Origin of the sequence: Curvibacter delicatus NBRC 14919 (genome assembly GCF_001592265.1) — a bacterium.
Taxonomy (GTDB): Bacteria; Pseudomonadota; Gammaproteobacteria; order Burkholderiales; family Burkholderiaceae_C; genus Hylemonella; species Hylemonella delicata.
Window position 1 is genome coordinate 116,618 of the sequence record NZ_BCWP01000004.1, and the last position, 24,139, is coordinate 140,756.

General features: G+C 66.6%; 23 protein-coding genes. 9 read left to right on the forward strand and 14 right to left on the reverse strand.

All coding sequences use genetic code 11. The features are described from left to right. Positions 1–36: 36 nt before the first annotated feature. Positions 37–549 (forward strand): superoxide dismutase family protein, encoded by a 513-nt coding sequence (locus CDE01S_RS03475; protein ID WP_066703759.1) that lies wholly within the window; start codon positions 37–39, stop codon positions 547–549. A 13-nt stretch (positions 550–562) separates the two neighbouring features. Here the strand turns inward: CDE01S_RS03475 and CDE01S_RS03480 are convergent, their stop codons facing one another. From CDE01S_RS03480 to CDE01S_RS03495, 4 genes are read right to left on the reverse strand one after another with little or no spacing between them, the layout of a single operon-like run. Next, positions 563–1,117 (reverse strand): nucleotidyltransferase family protein, encoded by a 555-nt coding sequence (locus tag CDE01S_RS03480; protein ID WP_066703762.1) that lies wholly within the window; start codon positions 1,115–1,117, stop codon positions 563–565. Then, positions 1,118–2,119: an XdhC family protein gene (locus CDE01S_RS03485; RefSeq protein WP_066703766.1), complete on the reverse strand. Its 1,002-nt coding sequence runs from the start codon at positions 2,117–2,119 to the stop codon at positions 1,118–1,120. Between the two features lie 28 nt (positions 2,120–2,147). Continuing rightward, entirely contained in the window at positions 2,148–4,289 is a 2,142-nt protein-coding gene (locus tag CDE01S_RS03490) for a xanthine dehydrogenase family protein molybdopterin-binding subunit (protein ID WP_066703770.1), read from the reverse strand. 14 nt (positions 4,290–4,303) lie between these two features. Then, complete coding sequence (locus CDE01S_RS03495) at positions 4,304–4,771, reverse strand: (2Fe-2S)-binding protein (RefSeq protein WP_066703773.1); 468 nt, start codon at positions 4,769–4,771, stop codon at positions 4,304–4,306. 197 nt (positions 4,772–4,968) lie between these two features. On the opposite strand from CDE01S_RS03495, the gene pdxH reads away from it, so the two are divergent. Beyond that, complete coding sequence (gene pdxH, locus CDE01S_RS03500; protein ID WP_066703915.1) at positions 4,969–5,607, forward strand: pyridoxamine 5'-phosphate oxidase; 639 nt, start codon at positions 4,969–4,971, stop codon at positions 5,605–5,607. A 6-nt stretch (positions 5,608–5,613) separates the two neighbouring features. Here pdxH and CDE01S_RS03505 read toward each other — a convergent pair whose 3' ends face one another. Continuing rightward, positions 5,614–6,558 carry an AEC family transporter gene (locus CDE01S_RS03505; protein WP_281179341.1) on the reverse strand — a complete coding sequence of 315 codons (945 nt, stop codon included), beginning with the start codon at positions 6,556–6,558 and terminating at the stop codon, positions 5,614–5,616. Positions 6,559–6,618: 60 nt separating this feature from the next. Then, positions 6,619–8,331, reverse strand: coding sequence for a cation:proton antiporter domain-containing protein (locus CDE01S_RS03510; RefSeq protein ID WP_066703776.1), 1,713 nt, complete (start codon positions 8,329–8,331; stop codon positions 6,619–6,621). Here CDE01S_RS03510 and CDE01S_RS18415 point away from each other — a divergent pair. Further along, complete coding sequence (locus CDE01S_RS18415; RefSeq protein WP_157077027.1) at positions 8,282–8,581, forward strand: hypothetical protein; 300 nt, start codon at positions 8,282–8,284, stop codon at positions 8,579–8,581. The genes CDE01S_RS03510 and CDE01S_RS18415 overlap by 50 nt on opposite strands. 44 nt (positions 8,582–8,625) lie before the next feature. Here CDE01S_RS18415 and CDE01S_RS03520 read toward each other — a convergent pair whose 3' ends face one another. The 6 genes from CDE01S_RS03520 to msrA all read right to left on the reverse strand — a co-directional run bounded on the left by CDE01S_RS03520 (position 8,626) and on the right by msrA (position 14,161). Continuing rightward, positions 8,626–10,677: a TonB-dependent receptor gene (locus CDE01S_RS03520; protein WP_066703783.1), complete on the reverse strand. Its 2,052-nt coding sequence runs from the start codon at positions 10,675–10,677 to the stop codon at positions 8,626–8,628. Positions 10,678–10,752: 75 nt separating this feature from the next. Then, positions 10,753–11,124: a hypothetical protein gene (locus CDE01S_RS03525; RefSeq protein WP_066703786.1), complete on the reverse strand. Its 372-nt coding sequence runs from the start codon at positions 11,122–11,124 to the stop codon at positions 10,753–10,755. Between the two features lie 57 nt (positions 11,125–11,181). Then, positions 11,182–11,697, reverse strand: coding sequence for a DUF3299 domain-containing protein (locus CDE01S_RS03530; RefSeq protein WP_066703921.1), 516 nt, complete (start codon positions 11,695–11,697; stop codon positions 11,182–11,184). A 2-nt stretch (positions 11,698–11,699) separates the two neighbouring features. Beyond that, positions 11,700–12,929: an ABC transporter permease gene (locus CDE01S_RS03535; RefSeq protein WP_066703789.1), complete on the reverse strand. Its 1,230-nt coding sequence runs from the start codon at positions 12,927–12,929 to the stop codon at positions 11,700–11,702. Positions 12,930–12,931: 2 nt separating this feature from the next. Beyond that, positions 12,932–13,606, reverse strand: coding sequence for an ABC transporter ATP-binding protein (locus tag CDE01S_RS03540; protein ID WP_066703792.1), 675 nt, complete (start codon positions 13,604–13,606; stop codon positions 12,932–12,934). Positions 13,607–13,621: 15 nt separating this feature from the next. Then, positions 13,622–14,161 carry a peptide-methionine (S)-S-oxide reductase MsrA gene (gene msrA, locus CDE01S_RS03545; RefSeq protein ID WP_066703795.1) on the reverse strand — a complete coding sequence of 180 codons (540 nt, stop codon included), beginning with the start codon at positions 14,159–14,161 and terminating at the stop codon, positions 13,622–13,624. Positions 14,162–14,334: 173 nt separating this feature from the next. On the opposite strand from msrA, the gene CDE01S_RS03550 reads away from it, so the two are divergent. Genes CDE01S_RS03550 through CDE01S_RS03575 form a run of 6 tightly spaced genes read left to right on the forward strand, consistent with a single transcriptional unit; the run spans position 14,335 to position 21,820 of the window. Then, positions 14,335–15,036: a TetR/AcrR family transcriptional regulator gene (locus tag CDE01S_RS03550; protein ID WP_066703798.1), complete on the forward strand. Its 702-nt coding sequence runs from the start codon at positions 14,335–14,337 to the stop codon at positions 15,034–15,036. Between the two features lie 2 nt (positions 15,037–15,038). Beyond that, the gene (locus CDE01S_RS03555; RefSeq protein WP_066703801.1) at positions 15,039–16,211 is read left to right on the forward strand and encodes an efflux RND transporter periplasmic adaptor subunit; all 1,173 of its coding nucleotides are present in this window, start codon (positions 15,039–15,041) and stop codon (positions 16,209–16,211) included. A 3-nt stretch (positions 16,212–16,214) separates the two neighbouring features. Beyond that, entirely contained in the window at positions 16,215–19,349 is a 3,135-nt protein-coding gene (locus tag CDE01S_RS03560) for an efflux RND transporter permease subunit (RefSeq protein ID WP_066703804.1), read from the forward strand. Between the two features lie 53 nt (positions 19,350–19,402). After that, the gene (locus tag CDE01S_RS03565; protein WP_066703807.1) at positions 19,403–20,080 is read left to right on the forward strand and encodes a protein-L-isoaspartate O-methyltransferase family protein; all 678 of its coding nucleotides are present in this window, start codon (positions 19,403–19,405) and stop codon (positions 20,078–20,080) included. A 24-nt stretch (positions 20,081–20,104) separates the two neighbouring features. After that, positions 20,105–20,446: a rhodanese-like domain-containing protein gene (locus CDE01S_RS03570; protein ID WP_066703810.1), complete on the forward strand. Its 342-nt coding sequence runs from the start codon at positions 20,105–20,107 to the stop codon at positions 20,444–20,446. 39 nt (positions 20,447–20,485) lie between these two features. Continuing rightward, on the forward strand, positions 20,486–21,820 hold the full coding sequence (locus CDE01S_RS03575) for a TolC family outer membrane protein (protein ID WP_066703813.1): 1,335 nt from the start codon (positions 20,486–20,488) through the stop codon (positions 21,818–21,820). Here the strand turns inward: CDE01S_RS03575 and CDE01S_RS03580 are convergent. Beyond that, positions 21,809–23,128, reverse strand: a complete 1,320-nt coding sequence (locus tag CDE01S_RS03580) for a 3-deoxy-D-manno-octulosonic acid transferase (protein WP_066703816.1) — start codon at positions 23,126–23,128, stop codon at positions 21,809–21,811. The two genes, CDE01S_RS03575 and CDE01S_RS03580, sit on opposite strands and share 12 nt — an antisense overlap. Continuing rightward, positions 23,125–24,138, reverse strand: coding sequence for a lipopolysaccharide heptosyltransferase I (gene waaC, locus CDE01S_RS03585; RefSeq protein WP_066703924.1), 1,014 nt, complete (start codon positions 24,136–24,138; stop codon positions 23,125–23,127). Before waaC ends, CDE01S_RS03580 begins: the two co-directional genes overlap by 4 nt. Between the last annotated feature and the right edge of the window lies 1 nt (position 24,139).

The window sequence follows — 24,139 nt, forward strand, 5'->3', positions numbered from 1 at the left end:
TCGCAGCGGTTCTTTCCACTTTTTGAGGAGATTGTCATGATCCGTGTTCTCATGCCCCTGGCCGCAGCCGCCCTGCTCACGGCCTGTGCCACCCCGACCGGCCCGACCGCCTCGGCCCAGCTCCAGCCCACGCGCGGCAACACCACCAGCGGCGAGGTACGCTTCACCCAGCAGGGCGACCAGGTGCTGGTCAGTGGTGAGGTACGAGGCTTGAAACCGAATGCCGAACACGGCTTCCACGTGCACGAAAAAGGCGACTGCTCCAGCGGCGACGGCATGAGCACCGGCGGCCACTTCAACCCCATGGGCAAAAAACACGGCGCGCACGATGGCAGCGAGCACCACGTGGGTGACCTGCCCAGCCTGAAGGCCGATGCCTATGGCGTGGCGCGTTTCAACTTTGCATCCAGCAGCATCGCGATCGGCAGCGGCAGCAGCGATGTCGTGGGCCGCGGCCTGATCGTGCACCGCGACCCGGACGACTACACCACCCAGCCCACCGGCAATGCCGGCCCGCGCCTGGCCTGCGCCGTTATCACGCGGATGTAAACCGGCCGCCGCCTCAGGGCTGGCGTGCCTGCAGGATCTGCTGCACCTGCTGCAGGTCCTGCACGGTGTCGATGTCGGTCACGCAACCGGCATCATCCACTATCAATTCAGTAGCACCTTGCGCTTTGACGATAAGGGCTGCGCCCTGATTTCCCTCTAAGCCCATGAGCTGCGACCCGAGCGCGCGGGCAAAACGCACCGGGTGGCCGTGCCGCCCCTGGTACACCGGCCGCACCACCGCCTGCTGTGCCGGCGCTTCGGCCACGCGGCGGATGGTCTCGGGCTGTAGCAAAGGCAGGTCAGCCGGCAGAATCAGCCAGGCGGAGGCCTCCGAGTTGGCACGCACAGCCGCCGCAATTGAATCCCCCATGCCGGGCGAGCCCGACGCTTCCAGATAAAAAGGCAGCCCGCTGCCGCGCACGGCATCCAGCGTGTGCTGCAGCACGGTCTTGTTGCCGAGCAGGGCCTGCAGCTTGTGTGTGCTGCCACCGGAAGCGAGAAAGCGCTCGCCCCGGCCCGAGGCCAGCACGATCACCACCGGCGGCGGCATGGACGCTTCAGGCCGCATTCAGACCGTGGTACAGCCGGGTGCCTGTGCCACCGCGGCGCCGACCGCGTTTTTCACCTGCACGATCTCGGCCACGATCGACACCGCGATCTCGGCCGGCGTCTTGGCGCCGATGGCCAAGCCCACCGGACCATGCAGGCGAGCCAGTTCGTCAGCGCTGAGGTCGAAGTGCTCGGCCAGGCGCTGCCGACGTACAGCCTGGTTGCGGCGGGAACCCAGGGCACCGACGTAAAAGGCCGCCGACTTGAGGGCTTCGAGCAGCGCCATGTCGTCGAGCTTGGGGTCGTGCGTCAGCGCCACGATGGCGGTGTGGGCGTCGGGCAGCAACTCGCGCACCACGTCGTCAGGCATGCCCGGCACACGCTGCACCCCCTCGATCGTGAAGGTAGTGGCGTACTCCTCGCGCGGGTCACACACCAGCACCTCGAAATCGAGCGCGCTGGCCATGTGCGCCACCGCCTGCGACAGCTGGCCGGCGCCGATCAGCAGCAGACGCCACTTCGGTCCGAAGACCGTCGTGAGTGTGCTGCCGTCGAACGCCATGGTCTGGCCTCGCACGGCATCCGCCAACGTGACCTCGCCATCGGCCAGCCGCAGCGTGCGTGCCACCAGCCGGTGGGCGGCGGTGTGCGCCAGCAGCTGCTCAATCCAGGCCGTCTCGCGCAGCGGCTCCTGCACCAGCCGCAAGGTGCCGCCACAGGGCAGGCCGAAGCGGGCCGCCTCCTCCTTGGTCACGCCGTAGGCGATCATTGACGGCAGGCCGGTGTCGTGCGCACCGGCCCCGCTGTGAAACGCAGCCTTGGTACGCGCGATCAGATCGTCCTCGACGCAGCCGCCCGAGACCGAGCCGCTGACCACGCCGTCGTCGCGCACGGCCAGCAGCGCCCCCGGCGGGCGAGGCGCGCTGCCCCAGGTCTCCACCACCGTGACCAGCGTGACCGCGTGGCCGCCGCGCTTCCAGGCCAGCGCATCGGCCAGCACGCGCAGATCCAGACTTTCCATTCGCTTGCCTCTTTCTTTCTGATGCCGCTCAGGCCTGGCGGATGGCCTCCGGCGTCAGCGGCAGCTTGCGCACCCGCTTGCCGGTGAGTGTAGCCACTGCGTTGGCAATCGCCGGCGCAATCAGGGAGGTGGAAGGCTCGCCGATGCCGCCCGGCTTTTCGGTGCTTTCGACCAGCACAACATCGATCACCGGCGCCTCGTTCATGCGCACGATCGGGAAGGTATTGAAGTTGGTCTGCTGCACACGGCCGTTCTGGAGCGTGATCTCCTGCATCAGGGCCGCGCCCGTGCCGAACACCACACCCGACTGGATCTGCGCCTCCACCGTGTCGGGGTTGACCATGCGGCCCAGATCGGCCGCCACCGTGACGCGGTGCACCTTGACGGCGCCGCCTTCCATGCTGATCTCGGCCACCTCGGCCAGGTAGCTGTCGTAACCCTCCATCAACGCGATGCCGCGCGCGCGGCCGGCCGCCAGCGGCGTGCCCCAGCCGGCCTTCTCGGCCGCCAGCTTCAGCACGTTGGCAAAACGCGGCTGGTTCTTCAGCAGCGCCATGCGGTACTGGTAGGGGTCCTGCCCGGCCTCTTTTGCCAGTTCGTCCATGAAACTCTCGTTGGCAAAGGCGTTGAGCGCATGGCTGACCGAGCGCCAGTAGCCCACACGCAGGCCGGCATCGTGCTTGACGATGTCGTGCTTGGTGGCCGGGATCTCGTAGCCGGCCACGGCCGCCTCGATCATCAGCGGGTCCTGTACCTCGGGCGGCAGGCCGAAGACGCGTCCGGTGATGGACTGCGAGGTCAGGCGGAAGGTCATGGCGGTCGGCTTGCCGTCGGCACCGAGCGAGGCGGCCAAGGTGTTGACCGCCTGCGGCCGGTAGAAGTCGTGCGTCATGTCGTCCTCACGCGACCACACCAGCTTGACCGGCTTGCCCACCGCCTTGGAAATCTGCGCCGCCTGGATGATGAAGTCCTGGTCGATGCGGCGGCCGAAACCGCCGCCCAGGAAGGTTGTCTCCAGCGTCACGTCAGCAGGCTTGACGCCCACAGCCGCGGCAATGTTGTTCTGCGCCGCGTCCTGCCACTGGGTCGGGCCGATCAGCTTGACCTTGCCGTTGTCGTAGTGCGCGGTGAAGTTCATCGGCTCCAGCGGCGAGTGCGACAGCAGCTGGCTGACGTACTCGCGGCGCACTACTTTCTGCGACGCGGAAATCACGCCTTCGGCATCCCCCACTTTCTTCAGCTCCAGCGCTTTGCCGGTCTTGGCCGCGGCGCGGATGCCTTCGAGCATGGCCTGGTCGTTGAGCTGGGCACCCTTGCCCTCGTCCCAGGTGATGACCAGCGCCTTGCGCGCCTGGTTGGCACGCCACCAGCTATTGGCCACCACGGCCACGCCGTCTGGAATCTCGACCACGTCGATCACGCCCGGCATGGACTTGGCCTTGCTCGCGTCATACGACTTGACCGTACCGCCGATCACCGGGCACTGCTCCAGCGCGGCATAGACCATGCCGGGCAGCTTGACGTCGATGCCGAAACGCGCCGTGCCGTTGACCTTGGCCGGCGAGTCCAGGCGCAGGGTGCGCTTGCCGACGATGCGGAAGTCCTTCGGGTCCTTGATGGTCACCTTCTCCGGCACCGGCAGCTTGGAGGCCGCTTCGGCCAGCTGGCCGTAAGTGGCTTTTTTGCCCTTGGGGCCGAACACCATGCCGTTCTCGGCCTTGAGCTCGCTGGGGTCCACCTTCCACTTGGCGGCCGCGGCACTGATCAGCATCTCGCGCACCTGGGCACCGGCCACACGCAGCTTCTCCCAGCCGTCGCGCACCGAGGTCGAGCCGCCGGTGAGCTGCGGCCCGCCCAGCAACGGGTTGCCGTAGAGCTTGGCGTTGGGTGGTGCAATGCTGACCTTGATCTTGCGGATGTCGACGTTGAGCTCTTCGGCGATCAGCATCGGCATGGAGGTGTAGACCCCCTGTCCCATTTCGGAGCGCGCCGAGATCAGCGTGATGGTGTTGTTGTCGGCAATGTGCACCCAGGCGTTGGGCGTGTGCACCATGCCGGCGGCCATGGCCTCGAGCTTGGCGCCGGGCAGGGCCACGCCCATGAGCAGGCCCCCGGTGGCCAGCGAGGTGGTCTTGAGGAAATTGCGGCGGGAAGTTTCAGTGGTCATCATGATGTGTCTCCTCCTCAGGCAGCCTGGCGCAGGGTGGCAGCCGCATCCTTGATGGCCGCCTTGATGCGGCCATAGGTGCCGCAGCGGCACAGGTTGCCGCTCATGGCCTGGTCAATGTCTGCATCGCTCGGGTTCTTGTTCTTGGCCAGCAGAGCGGCTGCGCTCATGAGCTGGCCCGACTGGCAGTAACCGCACTGCGGCACGTCGTGCTTGATCCACGCCTTCTGCAGCGGATGGCTGTTGTCCTTGGACAGGCTCTCGATGGTGGCGATCTTCTTGTTGCCGACCCGGTCCAGCGGAGTCTGGCAGGAGCGCACCGCCTCGCCGTTCAGGTGCACGGTGCAGGCACCGCAGTGGGCGGCACCGCAGCCGAACTTGGTGCCGGTCAGGCCCAGTTCATCGCGGATCACCCACAGCAAGGGGGTATCGGGTTCGGACTTGGCGGTCACCGCCTTGCCGTTGACGTTCAGCTTGATGCTCATCGCGAAGGCTCCTCTCTATATAAGTCGCCCCTCATGGAGCCGACATTGTTGGATTGAGACTGCGCAAGCGTAGGTCATGACCTGGGTCAAGTCATAGGGGTATGCCCTAGGTCCCGGCCTGGTTTTTGCAAATTGAGACACCGCCTCGCCGGCGTGAAATACAGCGCTGCACCTGGGCCCAGGATTTACACTTGGCCATGACCTCGATTGCCGACCTCCGCAAAAGTTACGAGCGCCACGAACTCAGTGAAGACGCCTCGCACGCCAACCCGTTGAAGCAGTTCGACCAGTGGCTGCACGAAGCCATCAACTCGGAAGTGCCGGAGCCGAACGCCATGACGGTGGCGACCGTCGGCAGCGACCTGCGGCCTTCCACCCGGGTGGTGCTGATCAAGGGTTACGACGAACGCGGCATCGTCTGGTACACAAATTACGAGAGCCGCAAGGGCCGCGAACTGGCCGGCAATCCGTTTGCCGCGCTGCAATTCCACTGGGTCGAGCTGGAGCGCGTGGTGCGCATCGAAGGCCGGGTGGAGCGCGTCAGCGAGGCGGAAAGCGACGCGTACTTCCACAGCCGCCCGCTCGATTCGCGCATCGGCGCCTGGGCCAGCCCGCAAAGCCAGGTGATCACCGGCCGCGGTGTGCTGGTGACTAACGCGGCGCGTTACGCCGCCCAGTTCATGCTGCAGCCGCCGCGCCCGCCGCACTGGGGCGGTTTCCGTCTGATTCCGGAGCGCTGGGAGTTCTGGCAGGGCCGCCCGAGCCGGCTGCACGACCGGCTGCGCTACACGCCCGACACCCAAGGCGGCTGGCTGCGCGAACGCCTCGCGCCATAACGACCTTTACAGCCGGCCTGCCAACAACATCACCAGCGGCAGCGTGAGCAAGGCCAACGCGTTGGACACCATGACGCTGGCCGTCACCAGTTCCTCGGCCACGGCATAACGCTGCGAGAACAGGAAAACGTTGGCGCCGATCGGTAGCGCCGCGGTGACCACCATCACGAGCAGCGGCAGGCCGCTCAGGCCGAAGAGTGTGCCGAGCAGCGCCACCAGCGCCGGCATCAGCAGGTTCTTCACCAGCGACACACCAAAAGCGCCGCGCAGCTGCGCGCCCACACCCGAGCCGGCCAGCGTCACGCCCACCAGCAACAGTGCCAGCGGGCCGAAGGCATTGCCCAGCCATTGCAGGGGCTTGTCGATGGCCTCGGGAATCACCCAGCCGGTCTGGGCAAACAGCAGGCCGGCAATGATGGGCAGCGGCACCGGGTGGATGACGGCATTGCGCACCGCCCCCAGCACCGTGCGCAGCAGATGCCGTTGGCCGGCCTGGCCGGCCGCCTCACGCGCCACCGCCAGCTCCAGCAGCACCGTACTGGCCGTCAGCAACACCAGCGCGTGCAGCGACACCAGCGTGAGCAGGATCACCAGGCCGTCCGCACCGTAGGCCAGGCCGATGAGCGAGATGCCGATCATCACCGTGTTGCTGAAGGTGGCAGCCAAGGCCAGCACGGCGGCGCGCCGGTTGAAGCCTTGCAGCAGCAGCGTGGCGGCAAACAGGATGGCCACCGCGACGAAATAGGCCGCCAGCGGCCGGAAGTCGAGCTGCTCCACATGCACCGTGCCCATGGTGCGGAACATCAGCGCCGGCGTGAGCACCACGAACACCAGGTTTGAAAGGTCTTTGGTGGCCTCAGCCCTTATCCATCTTGCACGACCAGCTACAAAACCGATAGCAACCAACAGCGCGACAGGCATCAGGGTGGACAGGACGGAAGCAGGGTTCACAGGAGAGAGCGCGCAGTTCAGGAGACGGGGATCAGCACGGGCAACACGAAGCCATGGCGTTCAGCCATGGCCGGTCGCCGGCCGGGCGTCGAAACGCTGGAGGATATGGCCTGCCATGCCTTTGGCCAGTTCATCCTCGGCAAAGAACACGGTACCTACGCCTTCCTCGCGCAACAGGGCCGACTCGGCCTCGCTGTGGCTGCGCAGCACGACCTCGATACCCGGGTTGAGTTTGCGGGCGGTGTCCGCCATCTGCCGGACATTGAGCAGGTCAGGCGTGGCCACCACCAGCATGGCCGCATCGGCGATGTGCGCCTGGATCAGCACCGCCGGCTCGGCCGCATTGCCCGACACGGCGACCTTGCCGTTCTTGCGCAAGTCCTCCACCAGCTCGCGGTTCTGCTCCGCCACCACGTACGGAATGCCGCGCGCCTCCAGCGCCTGGGCAATACGACGCCCGACACGGCCATAACCGACCAGCACCACCTGCTTTTCCAGGTACTTGCGCTCGGTACTCATCGGCAGTTCGGCGTACGGGTCTTCACGCTGTTCCAGTTGGCGCGCCAGGGCGGAACGCTTGAGTATACAGCGCTGGAACGGCGCCACGGCAGCGAACAGGAAGGGGTTCAAGGCAATCGAGATCAACGCCCCGGCCAGCACCAGGCTCATGCCCTGGGCAGGCAACAGGCCGAGCGACAGGCCCAGCCCCGCCAGGATGAACGAGAACTCGCCGATCTGCGCCAGGCTGACCGCCACCGTGAGGGCGGTGTTGAGCGGGTAGCGGAACGCGATCACCAGCGCCAGCGCGGCGAGCGACTTGCCCAGCACGATGATGGCCACCACGCCCAGCACGCGCCAGGGCTGCTCAACCAGGATGGCCGGATCGAACAGCATGCCGACCGACACGAAGAACAGCACGGAAAAGGCATCGCGCAAGGGCAAGGACTCTTCCGCCGCACGGTGGCTGAATTCGGACTCGCGCATCACCATGCCGGCAAAGAAGGCGCCCAGCGCAAACGACACGCTGAACAACGCGGCCGCGCCGTAGGCGATACCGATGGCCACGGCGATCACGGTCAGGGTGAACAGCTCACGCGAGCCAGTGCGCGTCACCTGCCACAGGACCCAGGGCAGCAGGCGGCGCCCCACCACCAGCATCAGGGCGATGAAAGCGCAGACCTGCAGCAGGGTCTGCCCGATGGTCATCCACAGCGGGCTGGCCTCCGCCGTCGGCACACCCGTGCCACCCAGCACCCCCGCCAGGGGCGGCAGCAGCACCAGCACCAGCACCGTGGCCAGATCCTCCACCACCAGCCAGCCCACGGCAATGCGCCCGTTCATTGTCTCCAGCACGCCCCGGGCCTCCAGGCCCTTGAGCAGCACCACGGTACTGGCGCACGACAGGGACAGGCCGAAGATCAGACCGGCGCCCCAGCTCCAGCCCCACCACCAGGCCAGCGCCATGCCCAGCACGGTCGCCAGCCCCATCTGCACCACCGCGCCGGGCACGGCGATGCGCTTGACCGACAGCAGGTCCTTGAGCGAGAAATGCAGGCCGACACCGAACATCAGCAGCATGACGCCGATCTCGGACAGTTGGGAGGCAATCCCCACATCGGCCACAAAGCCAGGCGTGGCCGGGCCGATGAGGATGCCGGCGACCAGGTAACCGACCAAGGCCGGCACCTTGAGGCGTTCGGCGATGAACCCCAGAATCATCGCCATGCCGAAACCGGCCGCCAACGTGGTGATCAGTGAGATGTTGTGTTCCATTCAGGGGCTCTGCGGCAGCGAAGAGGTCAGGCGTGGGCGTGCGGTCATGCGAATTATTTTGACAGAAGGCCCCGGCAAAGCGGCACAGCGCCTGGACTACACCCACAAACCGACTGGTATTGCCCGTGGTCTTGGCATGGGCCTCCCCACCGATGCACATGACGCGCACCGCATCATGGCCTGCACCCATGAAGCGAAAGAAAAAAGGCTGCCGGCACAACCGGCAGCCTCGTGGTTGGCGCCCGCCTGAGGCAGGTACCCGTCCCTGTTCAGGCCGATACCTCGGCCACCCAATCAGAAGCTGATCTGCAGCCCGACCTTCAGGTTGCGCCCCGGCAAGGGCGCCTTGCCCGCCGCGGTCTGCGTCAGGATGGAACTGGCCGAATAGGCCAGGGTGTCGCCGATGTTGTCCAGGCGTGCATACCAGAGCAGGCGCGACCTGCCGGCCTTGGCGCGGTAGGTCAGCGCCGCGTTCCACAGCGTGTAGCCGCTGGTGGCCCGCTGGCCGTCGGGCACGCGGTCCTGCGCCGCGATCTGGTCGACACCCAGACGTGCGCCCCAGGGCCCGCTGGACCACAGCAGCGTGGCACCCAGTCGCATCGGCGCAATGCGTGGCAGCGGCTGACCGGTGCTGGTGTTGTCGGCGCGCACGGTGTCGGCCCGCAGTGCCAGGTCGAGCGTGTTGCCCACCTCCAGCAGGCGGATGTTGCCGTTCAGCTCCATCCCGGTGAAGCGCGCCTGCACCTGGGTGTAGCTGTACTGCGGCGGCGAGGCCGTCAGATCGGTGCCTTCGAGCGAGATGTAGTTGCTGAACTGGTGCTGGAACACCTGCACCCGCGCGCTGTGGGCACCCCGTTTCCAGGCTGCACCGATGTCCAGGTTGGTCGAGCGCTCCTTCTGCAGGTTGGCGTTGCCGATCTCGTAGGCATTGGTGGCCACGTGCTGACCGTTGGCGAACAGCTCGTAGTCTTTCGGCGCCCGTTCGTTCCACGACAGGTTGGAAGTGAGTTGCCACTCGGGGGCCACATTCCACAGCGCCCCCAGCGCGTAACTGCCCGGGTTGAAACTGCGGCTGGCGGGCGTGAACCGTGCGATGGTCGGGTGGCCGTTCGAATCAACCTGCACCGACTCCAGCCGGGCACCGGCACTGAGGCGCCCCCAGCGGGTGGCCAGCTCCTCATGCGCGAACGCGGCGCCCTGGCGCGTACGGCTGTAGGGCGCGAACGCCTCGTCGCCGTCGGCCGAGAACTCGCTGTCCTCGAACTGCAGGCCGATCACGCCATCCAGCGCGCCCCACCTGGCATGGCGCGCCTGCAGCCGCAGGTCGTTGCCGGTGCTCTTGAACAGGGTGCCGGCCACGCCGGCGTTGAACTCGGTGTGGCGGTAGTCGTTGCGGCTGAACTGGGCCTTCACGCTTTGCAGCACACCGCCCAGGTCGCGCACCTCGCCCTCCAGTGCCAGCCGGCTGGAACGCATGGCGATGTTGACCTCGTCTTCCGCCACCGTGCCGTAGTTGCTGTCGTAGGTGGAAAGCGAAGCACCCAGGTAGCCGCGGTCGAAGAACAGCGAGCCACCGAGCGCACCGCCCCAGCTCTGGCTGGCCGAGTTGCAGATGCGGCGGGCCGTGGTGGTGATGCCGCCGCGCGTGCAGGCCAGATCGACCGGCATGGCCACATCCTGCGTGTTGCGCGACATCACGTCGGCATGCAGCGCATAACGGTCGGTACCGGTTTCCAGCAGCACGGCACCGCTTTGCTCGCGGTTGCCGCTGGCCAGGCCGACATCGGCCTTGCCTGCCACCCCCCCCTGGGCGTCGAACAGCCGCTCGCGCGGGATGCGGTTGTCGATCACGTTGACGACACCGCCCACGGCGCTGCCGCCGTACTGCAGGGCGCCGGGGCCGCGCAGCACCTCGATCCGCTCGATGGTCAGCGGGTCCTGGGTCACGGCGTGGTCGTAGCTCAGGCTGGAGACATCGCTGCTGGCACCGCCGTTGTTCAGGATGCGGATGCGGTCGCCATCCAGGCCGCGGATCACCGGACGGCTGGCATTCGGTCCGAAGTAGGTGCTGCTGACACCGGGCGTGCCGTCAACGGTTTCGCCCAGGGTGGATTTGGAGCGCAGCAGCAAGGCCTCGCCCGAATATTGCTCGGCGGGGGCGATCAGCTCCGTCGCGCCCAGCGGATTGCCGGTGACCACGACGGGGGCCAGGCTGGGCGCCTCGCCGGATTGCGCCAGCGCCGAAGCGCCGGTCAGGGCCGTCAGGCTCAGGGCCAGCGGCGGCAACAAAGACAGTGAAGCGAAGGCAGTGCCCGGGGCACTGTGCAGGGAATGAAGGTTTTTCATGGCAGGTTCGTTGAATCGAAATGGCCTGCCTCAGGTCGGCCGGGGGCGGCGCCTGAGACAAGGACGAGACGGAATTCAGCGAACCAGGGGAGGTGCCCGCGCCTCGAAGGGCGCGGGAGCAGGCAGGAACAGGCGGGGTAGAACCGCCTGCGAGACATACAAAGGCAGCGGCAGCGCCAGGGCCGGCAACGCCAAGGCCGGCAGCACGTCGGCGTGGCCCAACTGGTCGTACAGCCGGCAATCGGACTCGCCGCCATCGGGGGCCAGCAGGTGCGCCAGCAGGCCCGGGGCATGGGCCGCCGTCGCGCCCTGTGCCATGTGGGCGACCGGTACGCTGCCCACATGCGGACTGTGCAGCGCACGGTGCGCCAGGCCCAGCATCTGCGCCCACAGCAGCGCCACGACGAGCAGCAGCACCGGGCCGAAGGCCGGGCGCTGGCGCGTCATGTGCGGATGGGAACGAGGTGGCTGCATAGTGGAAAGGCGGTCGAGTTTACTTCAGCGTCATTTCACCGGCACCGCATCGGTCATGCGGTAGTACATGCCGTAGGAATCGTCATGCAGCACGGAAAAGTGCCCTTCCACCACCACCGGCTCCATGCCGTACTTCACCGGCGTCTTGCTCTTCACCTCGATCATGCTCTCCGGCCCGCCGGGCACGCAGAAGGAGCAGGTCAGCGGCACCGAGCTGAGCAGGAAATGCGTCTGCTTCTCGCCCGGGTCGAGCGGCATCATGAACCCCTGCACGCGCTGGGTCTTCTGGTCCAGCGCCTGGATGGCCGGCGGGAACACCGGCCGCACGCGGTTCTTTTCCACTTTGGTCTTGACCGTGGTCAGCAGCGACCAGGCCAGCACGTCGGTACGCTCCTTCAACTGCGGAAACGGGCTGTTCGGGCTGTGCACGCCGGCGCCACTGCCGTAGGGGCCGGACGGGACGGGCGAGCTCAGCTGCGCCTGCGCGCCCAGGGCAGCACCCAGCAGCATGGCCAACAAGGGTAAGCAGGGTCTGTTCAACAGCATCTTCATTTCGAATTCAGTAATTGTCCGGCTTCCACCCGGTAGGCGCTGAACGCCGGCAACAGGGCGGCCAACGCCGCCACGCCCAGCGCGATCGCCGGCACCCAGGCCTCCACGCCCAGCCAGAGCCAGCCGGTCAGGGGCAGCGATTGTTCGGCCTGCAATAAAAAGCCTAACAGAGCTGTCAAGAGGTGACCACCCGCCAGCCCCAGCACGCTGGCCAGCACGGCCAGCCACAGTGCCTCGCACAGCAGCAGCCCGGCGAGCCGGGCCGGGCTGGCGCCCAGCATGCGCAGCAGCGCCAGATCAGCACGCCGCTCGCGCACCGCATTCCACAACGCAATGAACACACTCAGGGCGGCGGTGAGCAGCAGCACGGCACCGAAACCGCGCAGCACATCGGCCCCGACGCCGACCATGCGCAGCAGGCGCGTGATCTCCAGCGCCGGCGCCGCCGCCTGCAGGTTGGTCGTGCTGTTCACAAAGCGTGGAAACGAAACCGCCGCCAGCGGACTGCGGTACCGGATCAGCGCCAGCGTGATCTCGCGCTGCTCGTTTTCATGACCGTCCCCATGGGCCTCGTCATGGTCGTCATCGTGCTCGCCCGCCTGGCCGTGGCCGACCTCATGCACCTGCCACACCGACTCGGTGCCCGTCAGCACCAGGCGGTCCAGCACGCAGCTGCAGGGCGCCAGCACACCGCTCACCCGGTAGGGGTGTGCCGCATGGGCCGCGCCGCCACCGCCAAGACCATGCGCACCGGCAAAGACCTGCCCGGCCTGCAGCCCGGTGGCCTGCGCCGCCTGCGCGCCCAGCACCACTTCCATCGGCGCCTGCCAGACCTGCCCTTGCGCCAGTTGCACGCCGTAGTGGCGCAGGTAATCCGGCGTGGTACCGACGATGCGAAAACCCTGGACGCTGTCGCCCAGGCTGAGCGGAATCAGCTGGGCCACGCGCGGGTCACGCGCCAGCGCCTGCACCGCCGTCAGTGGAATATTGCCGGGCGGCACGTCGAGGTGGAAGACACCGGCCAGGATCAGCTGCATCGGGCTGCCCTTGGCGCCCACCACGGCGTCGATGCCGGCCAGGTCGCGCTCGAAAGCACGGTCGATCTGCGCGCGCGTCAGCAGCACGAAGGTGATGGCGGCCAGGCCGAGCGAAAGCAGCAGCAGGTTGAGGCCAGCTGCCAGCGGCCGCGAGACCAGGTAACGCCAGGACAATGCTATTGTTTTCATAGCTATTGGCGCATATCCGACGAGGCCAAAGCCTCGTTTTGACCATCAAGGCCGAGCACCGCCGCCTGCGGCAGGGCCTGCCGCACCCGCGCATCGTGGGTGGCGATCACCAGCGTGGCGCCGCAGCGCTGGGCCGTGGCCTGCAACAGGGCCAGCGCGTCCTGCGCCGCCTCGTCGTCTAGGCTGGCGGTGGGTTCGTCGGCCAGGATCACTTTCGGTTGCAAGAGCACGGCACGCGCCAACGCCACGCGCTGCGCCTGGCCGCCTGAGAGCTGTGCCGGTTTGCGCCCGGCCAACTCAGCCACGCCCAGGGCGGCGAGCGCCGCCTGGATCGCGGCCCGGTCCTCCGGCAAACCAGCGGCAAAGTAGGCCAGTCCCAGGTTGCCGGCCACGGTGAGCGCCTCGCTCAAGTGCAGTTGTTGCGGCAGAAAACCGATGTGGCGTGCACGCCAGGCATCGCGCTGCACGGCCGTGAGCGCGGCCAGCGTCTGGCCGGCCACCAGCAGCTCACCGGCGCTGGGGGCGCGCAAGCCGGCGGCCAGCGCCAGCCAGGTGGATTTGCCCACGCCGGAGCGCCCGCGCAACAACAGCACGCCGCCCTGCGGTACCTCGACATCGGGAAAGAGCAGCTCCGCCCCGCCGGGGTAGCGGTAGCGCAAGCCGTGCGTGGTGATCATGCGTGGCGCCTTACCTTACTTGAGCAAGGCGGCAAAGGTCTGCCGCAGCTTGGCCACCTTGGGGCCCACCACGAAAGCGCAGTAACCCTGGTTGGGGTGCTGCTCGTAATAGTCCTGGTGGTAGTCCTCGGCCGGCCAGTAGTTGGCCAGTGGCAGCACCTCGGTCACGATGGGCCCGTGGAAAACCGCCGCCTGCTCCAGCTCGGCAATGAGCAGCTCCGCCTCCAGCTTCTGCTCCGGGGTGCTGAAGTAGATGGCGCTGCGGTACTGGGTGCCGACATCGTTGCCCTGGCGGTTCAGCGTGGTCGGGTCGTGGATGGTGAAGAAGATCTCCAGCAGCTGGCGCAGGCTGACCTGCGCCGGGTCGTAGGTCAGGCGCACCACCTCGTTGTGCCCTGTCGTGCCCGTGCAGACCTGCTCGTAGCTCGGCCGCTGCACCTGGCCGTTGCTGTAGCCGCTCTGCACATCGACCACGCCGCGCACGCGCACGAACACGGCCTCGGTGCACCAGAAGCAGCCACCGCCGAGGGTGATCATGGGCAGGGAATCGGTCATGGCAAGCGCTCCGTTGAATCGACAGGTGTTGCATCTTAGATGCCTTGCGCCCCTGCCGGCTTTACCCAAGATTTACCTGCGGCTTGCCAGCCGCTGGTTTGCGCTGGTTAGGCTTGCAGCTTGACGCGTGGGGGTGGAGTCGCTACATTAATAACCCGCGAGTCATTAAACCGATGTCACCGATTTCCAAGTTCATCTGCGAGACGCATGCCAAGGTGCACGCCAAGCGCGAACGCCGCAAGGAAGCCCGTCCGGGCGAACTGCTGGCGGCCGCCTTGGAGCTGTTCGTGGAAAAAGGCTTTGCCGCCACCAAGTCGGAAGAGGTGGCACGCCGTGCCGGCGTCTCCAAGGGCACGCTGTTCCTCTACTTCGCCAGCAAGGAAGAGCTGTTCAAGGCCGTCATCCGCGAGAACATTGCCGGCCGCTTCCCGGAGTGGAATGCCGAGTTCGATGCCTACACCGGCAGCACGGCCGATCTGCTGCGCTACACCATGACCATCTGGTGGCAACGCCTGGGCGCCACCAAGGCCGGCGGCATCACCAAACTGATGATGAGCGAGGCCAGCAATTTTCCCGAGGTGGCCGCCTACTACCAGAAGGAAGTGATCGAACCCGGCCATGCACTGGTCCGGCGCATCCTGCAGCGCGGCATCGACCGCGGTGAGTTCCGGTCGATCGACCTGAAATACGGCGTCTACAGCGTGCTGGCGCCGATGATTTTTCTGCTGACCTGGGAGCACTCGCTCGGCGCCTGCGCCGGCTGCGACGAGACCCTGGACCCCGAGAAATACCTGGCGGCCCAGGTGGAAACCATCCTGCATGGCCTGTGCAAATCCGACACACCTCCCCCGCCTGAACACAAGAAAGACCGCTGAGCATGAAACGCTGGATCAAATGGGGCCTGATGGCGCTGGTACTTGCCTTGCTGGCCATCGGCATCCTGCGTGCGCTGTCGGCGCGCAAGACCCAGCAAGCCGCACTCGCCACGGCGCAGGGTGCGCAAACCGTGGTGGAGCTGGCCGCCAGCGATGTGCTGCCGGTCAAGTCGCAGGAGCTGATGCGCGGCCTGCCGGTGTCCGGCACGCTCAAGGCCGTGAACGCGGCCTTCGTCAAGGCACGCGTGGCGGGCGAGCTGCAGGAACTCAAGGTACGCGAAGGTGACAGTGTGCGGGCCGGCCAGCTGATTGGCCGAATCGACCCGGCCGAATACGATGCCCGGCTGCGCCAGGCGCAGCAGCAGGCCGACGCCGCGCAAGCACAGATCGACATCTCGCAGCGCCAGTACGACAACAACAAGGCCCTGGTGGACCAGGGTTTCATCTCCAAGACCGCGCTCGACACCTCGCTGGCCAACCTCAACGGCGCGCGCGCCAGCCACCTGGCGGCAGTGGCCGCCGCCGATGTGGCGCGCAAGAGCGCAAGCGACACCCGGTTGCAGGCCCCGATCAGCGGCCAGATTTCGCAGCGCCTGGCGCAACCGGGCGAGCGTGTGGCCGTGGATGCACGCATCGTGGAGATCGTGGACGTCTCGCGGCTGGAAATCGAGGCCACCTTGAGCGCAGCCGATTCGCTGGACGTGCGGATCGGCCAGGAAGCCCAGCTGCAGATTGAAGGCAGCCCCCAGCCGGTGACCGCGCGCGTGGTGCGCATCAACCCCAGCACCCAGGCCGGCAGCCGCAGCGTGCTGGTCTACCTCGGCCTGGCCTCGACCGACGGCCTGCGCCAGGGCCTGTTTGCCCAAGGCACGCTCGGCACCGCCAAGCTGACCGCGTTGGCCGTGCCGGTGAGCGCCGTGCGCACCGACAAGCCAGCGCCCTATGTGCAGCTGGTGGACCAGCAGCAGGTGAAACACCAGACCGTCACCCTGGGCGAACGCGGCGAGGCCGGCGGCGGCCAGCCCATGGTGGCCGTGACAGGCGTGGCCGAGAACAGCGTGGTGCTGGCCGGCACCATTGGCACACTGCGCGAAGGCACGCGGGTGAAGTTCACGGCACCAGCTGCCCCGCCCGCGGCCGCCACGCCTGCAGCACCCGCTTCGCAGGCACGCTAAGCCATGTGGTTCACCCGCGTCAGCCTGAAGAACCCGGTCTTCGCCACCATGGTGATGCTGGCCTTTGTCGTGCTGGGCCTGTTCTCTTACCAGCGCCTGCAGGTGGACCAGTTCCCCAACGTCGACTTCCCCGTGGTGGTGGTCACCACCGAATACCCGGGTGCCTCGCCCGAGATCGTGGAGAGCGAGGTCAGCAAGAAGATCGAGGAAGGTGTCAACTCGATCGCCGGCATCAATGCCCTGACTTCGCGCAGCTACGAAGGCCAGTCGGTGGTGATCATCGAATTCCAGCTGCACATTGACGGCCGCAAGGCGGCCGAGGATGTGCGCGAAAAGGTGGCCTCGATCCGGCCCAACCTGCGCACGGAGGTCAAGGAGCCGCGCGTGCTGCGTTTCGACCCGGCCAACCGCGCCATCTGGTCGCTGGCGGTGCTGCCGGAGACCAGCCAGGGCAAGCAGCTGAGCGCGGTCGAACTGACCAACTGGGCCGACCAGGTGCTGAAAAAGCGGCTGGAGAACGTGCGCGGCGTCGGCTCGGTCACGCTGGTGGGCGCCACCAAACGCGAGATCAACATCTATCTCAAGCCCCAGGCGCTGGAGGCCTTCGGCATCACACCCGACCAGGTGGTGGCCGCGGTGAAGAGCGAAAACCAGGACCTGCCGCTGGGCGCCGTGCGCTCGCTGACGCAGGAGCTGATGGTGCAGGTTGATGCGCGCATGCAGCGGCCGGAAGACTTCAACCGCATCATCGTGACGCGCAAGGGCACGACACCGATCCGCCTGGGCCAGGTGGCCACGGTACAGGACGGCGCGCAGGAAATCGACACCCTGGCGCTCTACAACGGCCAGCGCACGCTGCTGGCCTCGGTGCAGAAATCGCAGGATGAAAACACCATCGCCGTGATCGACGGCCTGACGCGCGCCGTGGCCGAACTGCAGAGCCAGTTGCCGCCCGGCGTGCGGCTGGAGCCCATTGCCGACGGCTCGCGCCCGATCCGTGTGGCAGTGGACAACGTGCGCCGCACCCTGATCGAAGGCGCCATCCTCACCGTGCTGATCGTCTTCCTGTTCCTGAACTCATGGCGCTCGACCGTCATCACCGGTCTGACGCTGCCGATCGCGCTGATCGGCACCTTCCTGTTCATGCACCTGTTCGGCTTCACCATCAACATGATCACGCTGATGGCGCTCTCGCTGTGCGTGGGCCTGCTGATCGACGACGCCATCGTGGTGCGCGAGAACATCGTGCGCCACGTGCAGATGGGCAAGACACCCTACCAGGCCTCGCTCGACGGCACGCAGGAAATCGGGCTGGCGGTGCTGGCCACCACCTTCTCCATCGTCGCGGTGTTCCTGCCGATCGGCTTCATGGGCGGCATCATCGGCAAGTTCTTCCACGAGTTCGGCATCACCATCGTGGCCGCGGTGCTGATCTCGATGTTCGTCAGCTTCACGCTCGACCCCATGCTGTCTTCGGTCTGGCATGACCCCAGCATCGACACCCACGGCCAGCCGCACGAAGCGGTCACGTTGTACGACAAGACCATCGGCCGCGTCACCGGCTGGTTTGACCGCACCACCGAAAGCCTGGCCGAGGCCTACCAGGGCATCCTGCGCTGGTCGCTGGCGCACAAGCTGGCCACGCTGGGGTTGGCGCTCGCCGTGTTCATCACCAGCATCTTCATGGTGCCGCTGCTGGGCACCGAGTTCGTGCCAAAAGCCGACTTCTCGGAAACCACGGTCAACTTCTACACACCGGTCGGCTCCTCGCTGGAGGTGACCGAGGCCAAGGCCCGCCAGGTGCAGGACATCATCCGTGAGTTTCCCGAGGTGCGCTACACCCTGGCCACGCTCAACACCGGCAATGCGCTCGGCAAGAACTACGCCAGCATCTACGTGCGGCTGGTGGACCGCAAGGAGCGCTCACGTAATGTGGACCTGATGTCGGCCGTACTGCGCGAGCGCCTGAAGCAGGTGCCCGGTATCACCGTCACGCATGCCGGCCTGCTGGACGCGGTCGGCGGGCAGAAGCAGATCGAGTTCTCGCTGCAGGGCCCTGACCTCAAGGAGCTGGAGCGCCTGACCGCGCTGGTGATGGAGAAGATCCGCGACATCCCGGGCCTGGTGGACCTGGACTCCAGCGCCAAACCCAACAAGCCGACCATCGAGGTCGACATCCAGCGCGACGCCGCCTCCGACCTCGGCCTCAACGTTAACCAGATCGCCAGCGCACTGCGCATCCTGGTGGCCGGCCAGACCGTGGGCAACTGGCGCGCCAGCGACGACCAGACCTACGACGTCAACGTGCGCCTGGCGCCCGATGCTCGCAACACGCTGGCCGACCTGGAGCGCCTGCCCTTCACGCTGGGCAGCAACACCGACGGCAGCTCGCGCGTGGTGCGCCTGAACCAGGTTGCCGCGCTGCACGAGAGCACCGGCTCCAACCAGATCAACCGGCGCGACCTGACGCGCGAGGTGGCGATCAACGGCAATGTCTACAACCGCTCCGGTGGCGAGGTGTCCAACGACATCCGCAAAGCACTGGACGGCATCAGCTTCCCGCCGGGTTACCGCTACTCGTTCAGCGGTTCAACCAAGAACATGGCCGAATCGTTCGGCTACGCTGTCTCGGCGCTGGCCATGGCCATCATCTTCATCTACATGATCCTGGCCAGCCAGTTCAAGAGCTTCTTCCAGCCGCTGGCGCTGATGACTTCGCTGCCGCTCACCCTCATCGGCGTGGTTCTGGCGCTGCTGATGTTCGGCTCCACGCTGTCGATGTTCTCCATCATCGGCGTCGTCATGCTGATGGGTCTGGTGACCAAGAACGCGATTCTGCTGGTGGACTTCGCCATCCGCGCCCGCGAAGAGGGCATGGAACGCGCCGACGCCCTGCTGATGGCCGCGCGCGTGCGGCTGCGCCCGATCCTGATGACCACCCTGGCCATGATCTTCGGCATGGTGCCGCTGGCCTTTGCCCTGACCGAGGGCTCCGAGCAGCGTGCCCCCATGGGCCAGGCGGTGATCGGCGGCGTCATCACCTCCTCGCTGCTGACGCTGGTGGTGGTGCCTGTGGTCTACTGCTACATGGATGATTTCAGTCAATGGTTGCGCCGACGCTGGGGCCCGAAACACTGAGCGCCCGGTAAAATTTTCCAGGATGATTTAAAATACCCCATGGAGTATATGAAATGAACGTCGAACAAGCCCGCTTCAACATGATCGAGCAGCAGATCCGCCCCTGGAATGTGCTCGATGCCGAAGTCCTGGAACTGCTGTCAGTGGTCAAGCGCGAAGACTTCGTGCCGCCGGCGCACAAGGCGCTGGCTTTTGCCGACATGGAAATTCCGCTGCGCGGCACCAGCGAGGCCGCCTTGCAACTGGGCCAGTGCATGCTGGCGCCCAAGGTCGAAGCACGCATGCTGCAGGACCTGGCGATTGCGCCCACCGAGAAGGTGCTGGAAATCGGCGCCGGCTCCGGCTACATGGCCGCCCTGCTGGCCCAGCGCGCCCAGCGCGTCATTTCGCTGGAGATCGAGCCTGAACTCGTGACGCTGGCACGCGCCAACCTGCAGAAGGCCGGCATCCTCAACGCCGAAGTGCGCCAGGGCGACGGCGCCAAGGGCGTGCCGGTGGAAGGCCCGTTCGATGTCATCGTGCTGAGCGGTTCGGTGGCCGAAGTGCCGCACAAGCTGCTGGAGCACCTCAAGCGCGGCGGCCGCCTGATGGCCATCGTGGGTGATCAGCCGGTGATGCGCGCCACCCTGATCACGCGCACCGGTGACGCCGAATACCGTACCACCCAAGCCTGGGACACGGTGGCACCGCGCCTGCTGAATTTCCCGGAACACTCGCGTTTCAACTTCTGAGGCGGCCATCGCAACCGTACGACCATGATTGAACACATCCACCCTGGTGATCTCTCGGACTGGCTCGAGAAGATGAAAGTCCACGGCCAGCCCCTGGTGCTGGACGTGCGCGAGCCCTTCGAGCTGCAGCAGGCCAGCATCAAGGCCGACGGCTTTGAGCTGGTGCACATCCCCATGGGGGTGATTCCGCCGCGCCTGGGTGAGCTCGACCCGAGCCGGCCGGTGGCCTGCATGTGCCACCACGGCGGGCGCAGCATGCAGGTGGCGGCCTTTCTGGAAAACCGCGGCTTCAAGCATGTGGCCAACATCAGCGGCGGCATCAACGCCTGGTCGATGCAGGTCGACCCCAGCGTACCGCGCTACTGAGCCGAACGACACCTATCTCTGCGAGCCCAAAGGACGATCATGAAAACCTTCCGCCTACTGCCTCTGACACTTGCTGTTGGCGCTGCCCTGGCCTTGCCCGCACAGGCCCAGAGCCTGCTCGACCTCTACGAGTCGGCACGCGGCTACGATGCAGCCTACCAGTCGGCCAAGGCCCAGTACGACGCCAACCTGCACAAGGCCGATCAGGCCAAGGCCAACCTGCTGCCCACCATCGGCCTGTCGGCCTCGGCCTCCAACACCAGCCTGAATTACGAGACCGTCAACCCGGGTCCGATTCCTGCCAACCGCAGCTTCGACAACCAGAGCACCTCCGTCAGCCTGAGCCAGCCCCTGTACCGCCCGGCCAACCTGGCCAGCTACGAGCAGGGCAAGCGCCAGGCCGACTTGGCCGAAGCCCAATTGCGCGCCGCCGAGCAGGACCTGATCGTGCGCATCAGCCAGGCCTACTTTGACGTGCTCAATGCCCAGGACACGCTGGCCTTCGTCGGGGCGCAGAAAACCGCCGTGGCGGAGCAACTGGCTTCGGCCAAGCGCAACTTCGAGGTCGGCACCGCCACCATCACCGACACGCGCGAGGCACAGGCCCGCTACGACCTGGTGATTGCGCAGGAAATCGCCGCCGACAACGATCTGCGCGTCAAGAAACTCGCCCTCGACCAGCTGGTCGGCAAGACCGGCACCGCACCGAAACCGCTGGCTGCAGCCGAACTGCCGGCCCTGCTGCCCGCCGATGTCGGCGTCTGGGTCGAGCAGTCGCAAGACATCCACCCCAGCATCAAGCAGGCCAGGATTGCGCTCGACGTGGCCAAGCTGGAAAGCGAAAAAGCCGTGGCGGGCCACAAGCCCACCCTGGACCTGACCGCCAGCTACAACCTCAACAGCAACGTGGGCGGCACCTCGCTGGCCACCACGTCCAGCCGGACCAACAGCTCGTCAGTCGGCGTGAGCTTCAACCTGCCGCTGTTCGCCGGTTTTGCCACGCAGAACCGCGTACGCGAAACCCTCTCGCTCGAAGAGAAAGCCCGGGCCGATCTGGAGAACTCCCAGCGCACGGTGGCACAGGGGACACGCGCCGCCTACTTCGGCGTGGTCTCCGGCCTGGGCCAGGTCAAGGCGCTGCAGGCCGCCGAGGCCTCCAGCCAGAGCGCGCTGGATGCCAACAAGCTGGGTTACCAGGTGGGTGTGCGCATCAACATCGACGTGCTGAACTCGCAAAGCCAGCTCTACCAGACCAAGCGTGACCTGGCCAAGGCCCGTTACGACGTGCTGGTCGGCGGCCTCAAGCTGCGTCAGGCCAGCGGCTCGCTCAAGGCCGACGACCTGCAGAGCGTCAACAACCTGCTAGCCAAGTAAACCCAGTATCGCGGCGACCGTTTGCTCGGTCGCGCCGCGGTGAGCCTGCGCAAATCGGCGGGCCGCCACCGCCATGTCGGTCCGACGCGCACCATCCGTCACCAGGCCGCAAGCGGCCACCACGGCCTCGCGCAAACTGGCGTGACGCGAGGCAGCACCGGCCGCTTGCGCCAGTTCGGCCGCTTCGCTGAAATTGAAGGTGTGCGGCCCCATCAGCACCGGGCAGGCACACGCCGCCGCCTCGATCAGGTTCTGCCCGCCCAAGGGCGCAAAGCTGCCACCCAGCAAGGCGGCATCGCTCAAGCCGTAGTACAGCGCCATCTCGCCCAGGGAGTCACCGAGCCAGACCGTCGACGGCTGGGCTGCGGCCGCTTGCGCGCCCCACGCGCTGCGGCGCGACACGGCGAACCCTTGCGACTCGATCAGCGCCGCCACCTCGTTGAAGCGCTGCGGGTGACGCGGCACGATCAGCCATTGCACGGCGCGAACCTGATTTGCTATCAAATCAGGAGCAACTGGCGCAGATTCGACAGGCCCGGAGGGCTGAAAAGACTTCAAGACCTGCAGGAACTCCGCTTCCTCGCCCTCGCGCGAACTGGCGAACATGACCACCGGCCGGCCCAACTGGGCACGCCAGGCATGCCCCTGCGCCAGTTGTCCGGCGTTCGGCATCGCATCGAACTTGAGGTTGCCGAACACACCTTGCACCGGTGCACCGAGAGTGGCAAACCGCGCCGCGTCATCCTGCGTCTGCGCCCACACCGCCGTCAGGCGGCGATAGGCCGGCCGAGACAGCCACGCCAGCCGCTGCGCCTGCCGCATCGACTTCTCGGAGAGGCGCGCATTGGCCAACACCAGCGGCACCTCGGCGCGTGCGCAGGCGGCCACCAGATTGGGCCAGACCTCGGTCTCCATCAGGATGCCGATGCGCGGCCGGAAATGGGCCAGGAAGCGCTGCACCGCACCCGGCGTGTCCCACGGCAACCAAGCCTGCACATCACCCGCGCGCAGCAGCTGCTTGCCTTCGGCACGGCCGGTCGCCGTACCGTGCGTGAGCAAGAGGCGCATCTGCGGCAAGGCCTCGCGCAAACGTGCCAGCAGCACGGCGGCGGCACGGGTTTCACCGAGCGAGACCGCATGCACCCAGATCGTCTGGCCGTCGGCCGGCAGCGGCGGCAGCGCGTAGTGGCCAAAGCGTTCGTCCACGGCATCCAGATAACCCGGCTCCTTCAGGCCACGGCGCGCGATCTTGCGCCGCAGCAGCGGTTGGGCCAGCCACGTGAAGCCAGAGTAGAGCCAACGCATCATGCCTGTCCACCGTTGGAGGAAACGATCCGCCAGGCCTGCCACACGGCATCGACCGATGGCGCCGGCTGGGCATAAACACAACGCTGGCGTGGCCGGTTGATCGGCCCGGTGCGCCAAGCGGTGTCGAAGTTGTAGAGCTGCACATGCGGCAGGTCGAGTGCCACCGCGATGTGGCTCAAACCGCTGTCGACACCGATCACGCCGGCACAGCCGGCCAAGGCATCGGTCAGTGCATCGAGCGCCAGACGCGGCCAGACGCGGGCGTGCGCCATCTCGCGTGCCATGGCCTCGCTGCGCCGCTGCTCGGCATCGGTGCCGTGCAGCAACGCGACATCGAAACCGGCAGCATCCAGACGCGCCGCCAAGTCGAGCCAGTGCGCCAGCGGCCACTCCTTGTCGGCACGCGAGGTGCCGTGCACCAGCGCCACGCAGGGGCGGCCTGTCGCACTCGAAATTGCTCTATTTTCAGGAGCGGTTCGCGCAGTCTTTACCTGGGCTACAAGCCCAAAAGACTCTACATCCGGCATGGCGTAACCCAGCGCACGGGCACACAGCTCACGCCCGCGCCGCACGGCGTGCACGTGCGGCTCGATGGTTATCGCGACATCGGCCACCCAGCGCGTCGGCGCTTCATAACCCGAGCCGTCGGTCTGATTGGCCAGTGCGTAACGTCGGCCGGTCGACGTCAGCCGCGCCAGCCAGGCCACCAGGGCCGACTTGGTGAGGCCCTGCAGATCGATCACCGCGTCGTAGGCCTCACGCTGCAGTTCGGCCTTGAAGGCACGCCACTCTGCACGCGTAGCGGCCGCGAACGGCGCCTTGCGCCAACGCCGCAGCTCGCAGGGAATGACGCGCCGCACGCCGGCGCAACGCAGCGCCAGCGGCGCAAAGCTGCGCTCGACCACCCAGTCGATCTGGGCTTGCGGCAAGGCACGCCGGATGTCCTGCACCGCCGGCATGGCGTGCACCACATCGCCCAGCGACGAGAGTTTGACGATCAGGATTTTCAAG

What these genes read in the sequence shown, in the direction of transcription:
- CDE01S_RS03475 (WP_066703759.1), top strand. Translation starts at nt 37, where the DNA reads ATGATCCGTGTTCTCATGCCCCTGGCCGCAGCCGCCCTGCTCACGGCC.
- CDE01S_RS03480 (WP_066703762.1), bottom strand. Translation starts at nt 1,117, where the DNA reads ATGCGGCCTGAAGCGTCCATGCCGCCGCCGGTGGTGATCGTGCTGGCC.
- CDE01S_RS03485 (WP_066703766.1), bottom strand. Translation starts at nt 2,119, where the DNA reads ATGGAAAGTCTGGATCTGCGCGTGCTGGCCGATGCGCTGGCCTGGAAG.
- CDE01S_RS03490 (WP_066703770.1), bottom strand. Translation starts at nt 4,289, where the DNA reads ATGATGACCACTGAAACTTCCCGCCGCAATTTCCTCAAGACCACCTCG.
- CDE01S_RS03495 (WP_066703773.1), bottom strand. Translation starts at nt 4,771, where the DNA reads ATGAGCATCAAGCTGAACGTCAACGGCAAGGCGGTGACCGCCAAGTCC.
- pdxH (WP_066703915.1), top strand. Translation starts at nt 4,969, where the DNA reads ATGACCTCGATTGCCGACCTCCGCAAAAGTTACGAGCGCCACGAACTC.
- CDE01S_RS18415 (WP_157077027.1), top strand. Translation starts at nt 8,282, where the DNA reads ATGCCGAAACCGGCCGCCAACGTGGTGATCAGTGAGATGTTGTGTTCC.
- CDE01S_RS03510 (WP_066703776.1), bottom strand. Translation starts at nt 8,331, where the DNA reads ATGGAACACAACATCTCACTGATCACCACGTTGGCGGCCGGTTTCGGC.
- CDE01S_RS03520 (WP_066703783.1), bottom strand. Translation starts at nt 10,677, where the DNA reads ATGAAAAACCTTCATTCCCTGCACAGTGCCCCGGGCACTGCCTTCGCT.
- CDE01S_RS03525 (WP_066703786.1), bottom strand. Translation starts at nt 11,124, where the DNA reads ATGACGCGCCAGCGCCCGGCCTTCGGCCCGGTGCTGCTGCTCGTCGTG.
- CDE01S_RS03530 (WP_066703921.1), bottom strand. Translation starts at nt 11,697, where the DNA reads ATGCTGTTGAACAGACCCTGCTTACCCTTGTTGGCCATGCTGCTGGGT.
- CDE01S_RS03535 (WP_066703789.1), bottom strand. Translation starts at nt 12,929, where the DNA reads ATGAAAACAATAGCATTGTCCTGGCGTTACCTGGTCTCGCGGCCGCTG.
- CDE01S_RS03540 (WP_066703792.1), bottom strand. Translation starts at nt 13,606, where the DNA reads ATGATCACCACGCACGGCTTGCGCTACCGCTACCCCGGCGGGGCGGAG.
- msrA (WP_066703795.1), bottom strand. Translation starts at nt 14,161, where the DNA reads ATGACCGATTCCCTGCCCATGATCACCCTCGGCGGTGGCTGCTTCTGG.
- CDE01S_RS03550 (WP_066703798.1), top strand. Translation starts at nt 14,335, where the DNA reads ATGTCACCGATTTCCAAGTTCATCTGCGAGACGCATGCCAAGGTGCAC.
- CDE01S_RS03555 (WP_066703801.1), top strand. Translation starts at nt 15,039, where the DNA reads ATGAAACGCTGGATCAAATGGGGCCTGATGGCGCTGGTACTTGCCTTG.
- CDE01S_RS03560 (WP_066703804.1), top strand. Translation starts at nt 16,215, where the DNA reads ATGTGGTTCACCCGCGTCAGCCTGAAGAACCCGGTCTTCGCCACCATG.
- CDE01S_RS03565 (WP_066703807.1), top strand. Translation starts at nt 19,403, where the DNA reads ATGAACGTCGAACAAGCCCGCTTCAACATGATCGAGCAGCAGATCCGC.
- CDE01S_RS03570 (WP_066703810.1), top strand. Translation starts at nt 20,105, where the DNA reads ATGATTGAACACATCCACCCTGGTGATCTCTCGGACTGGCTCGAGAAG.
- CDE01S_RS03575 (WP_066703813.1), top strand. Translation starts at nt 20,486, where the DNA reads ATGAAAACCTTCCGCCTACTGCCTCTGACACTTGCTGTTGGCGCTGCC.
- CDE01S_RS03580 (WP_066703816.1), bottom strand. Translation starts at nt 23,128, where the DNA reads ATGATGCGTTGGCTCTACTCTGGCTTCACGTGGCTGGCCCAACCGCTG.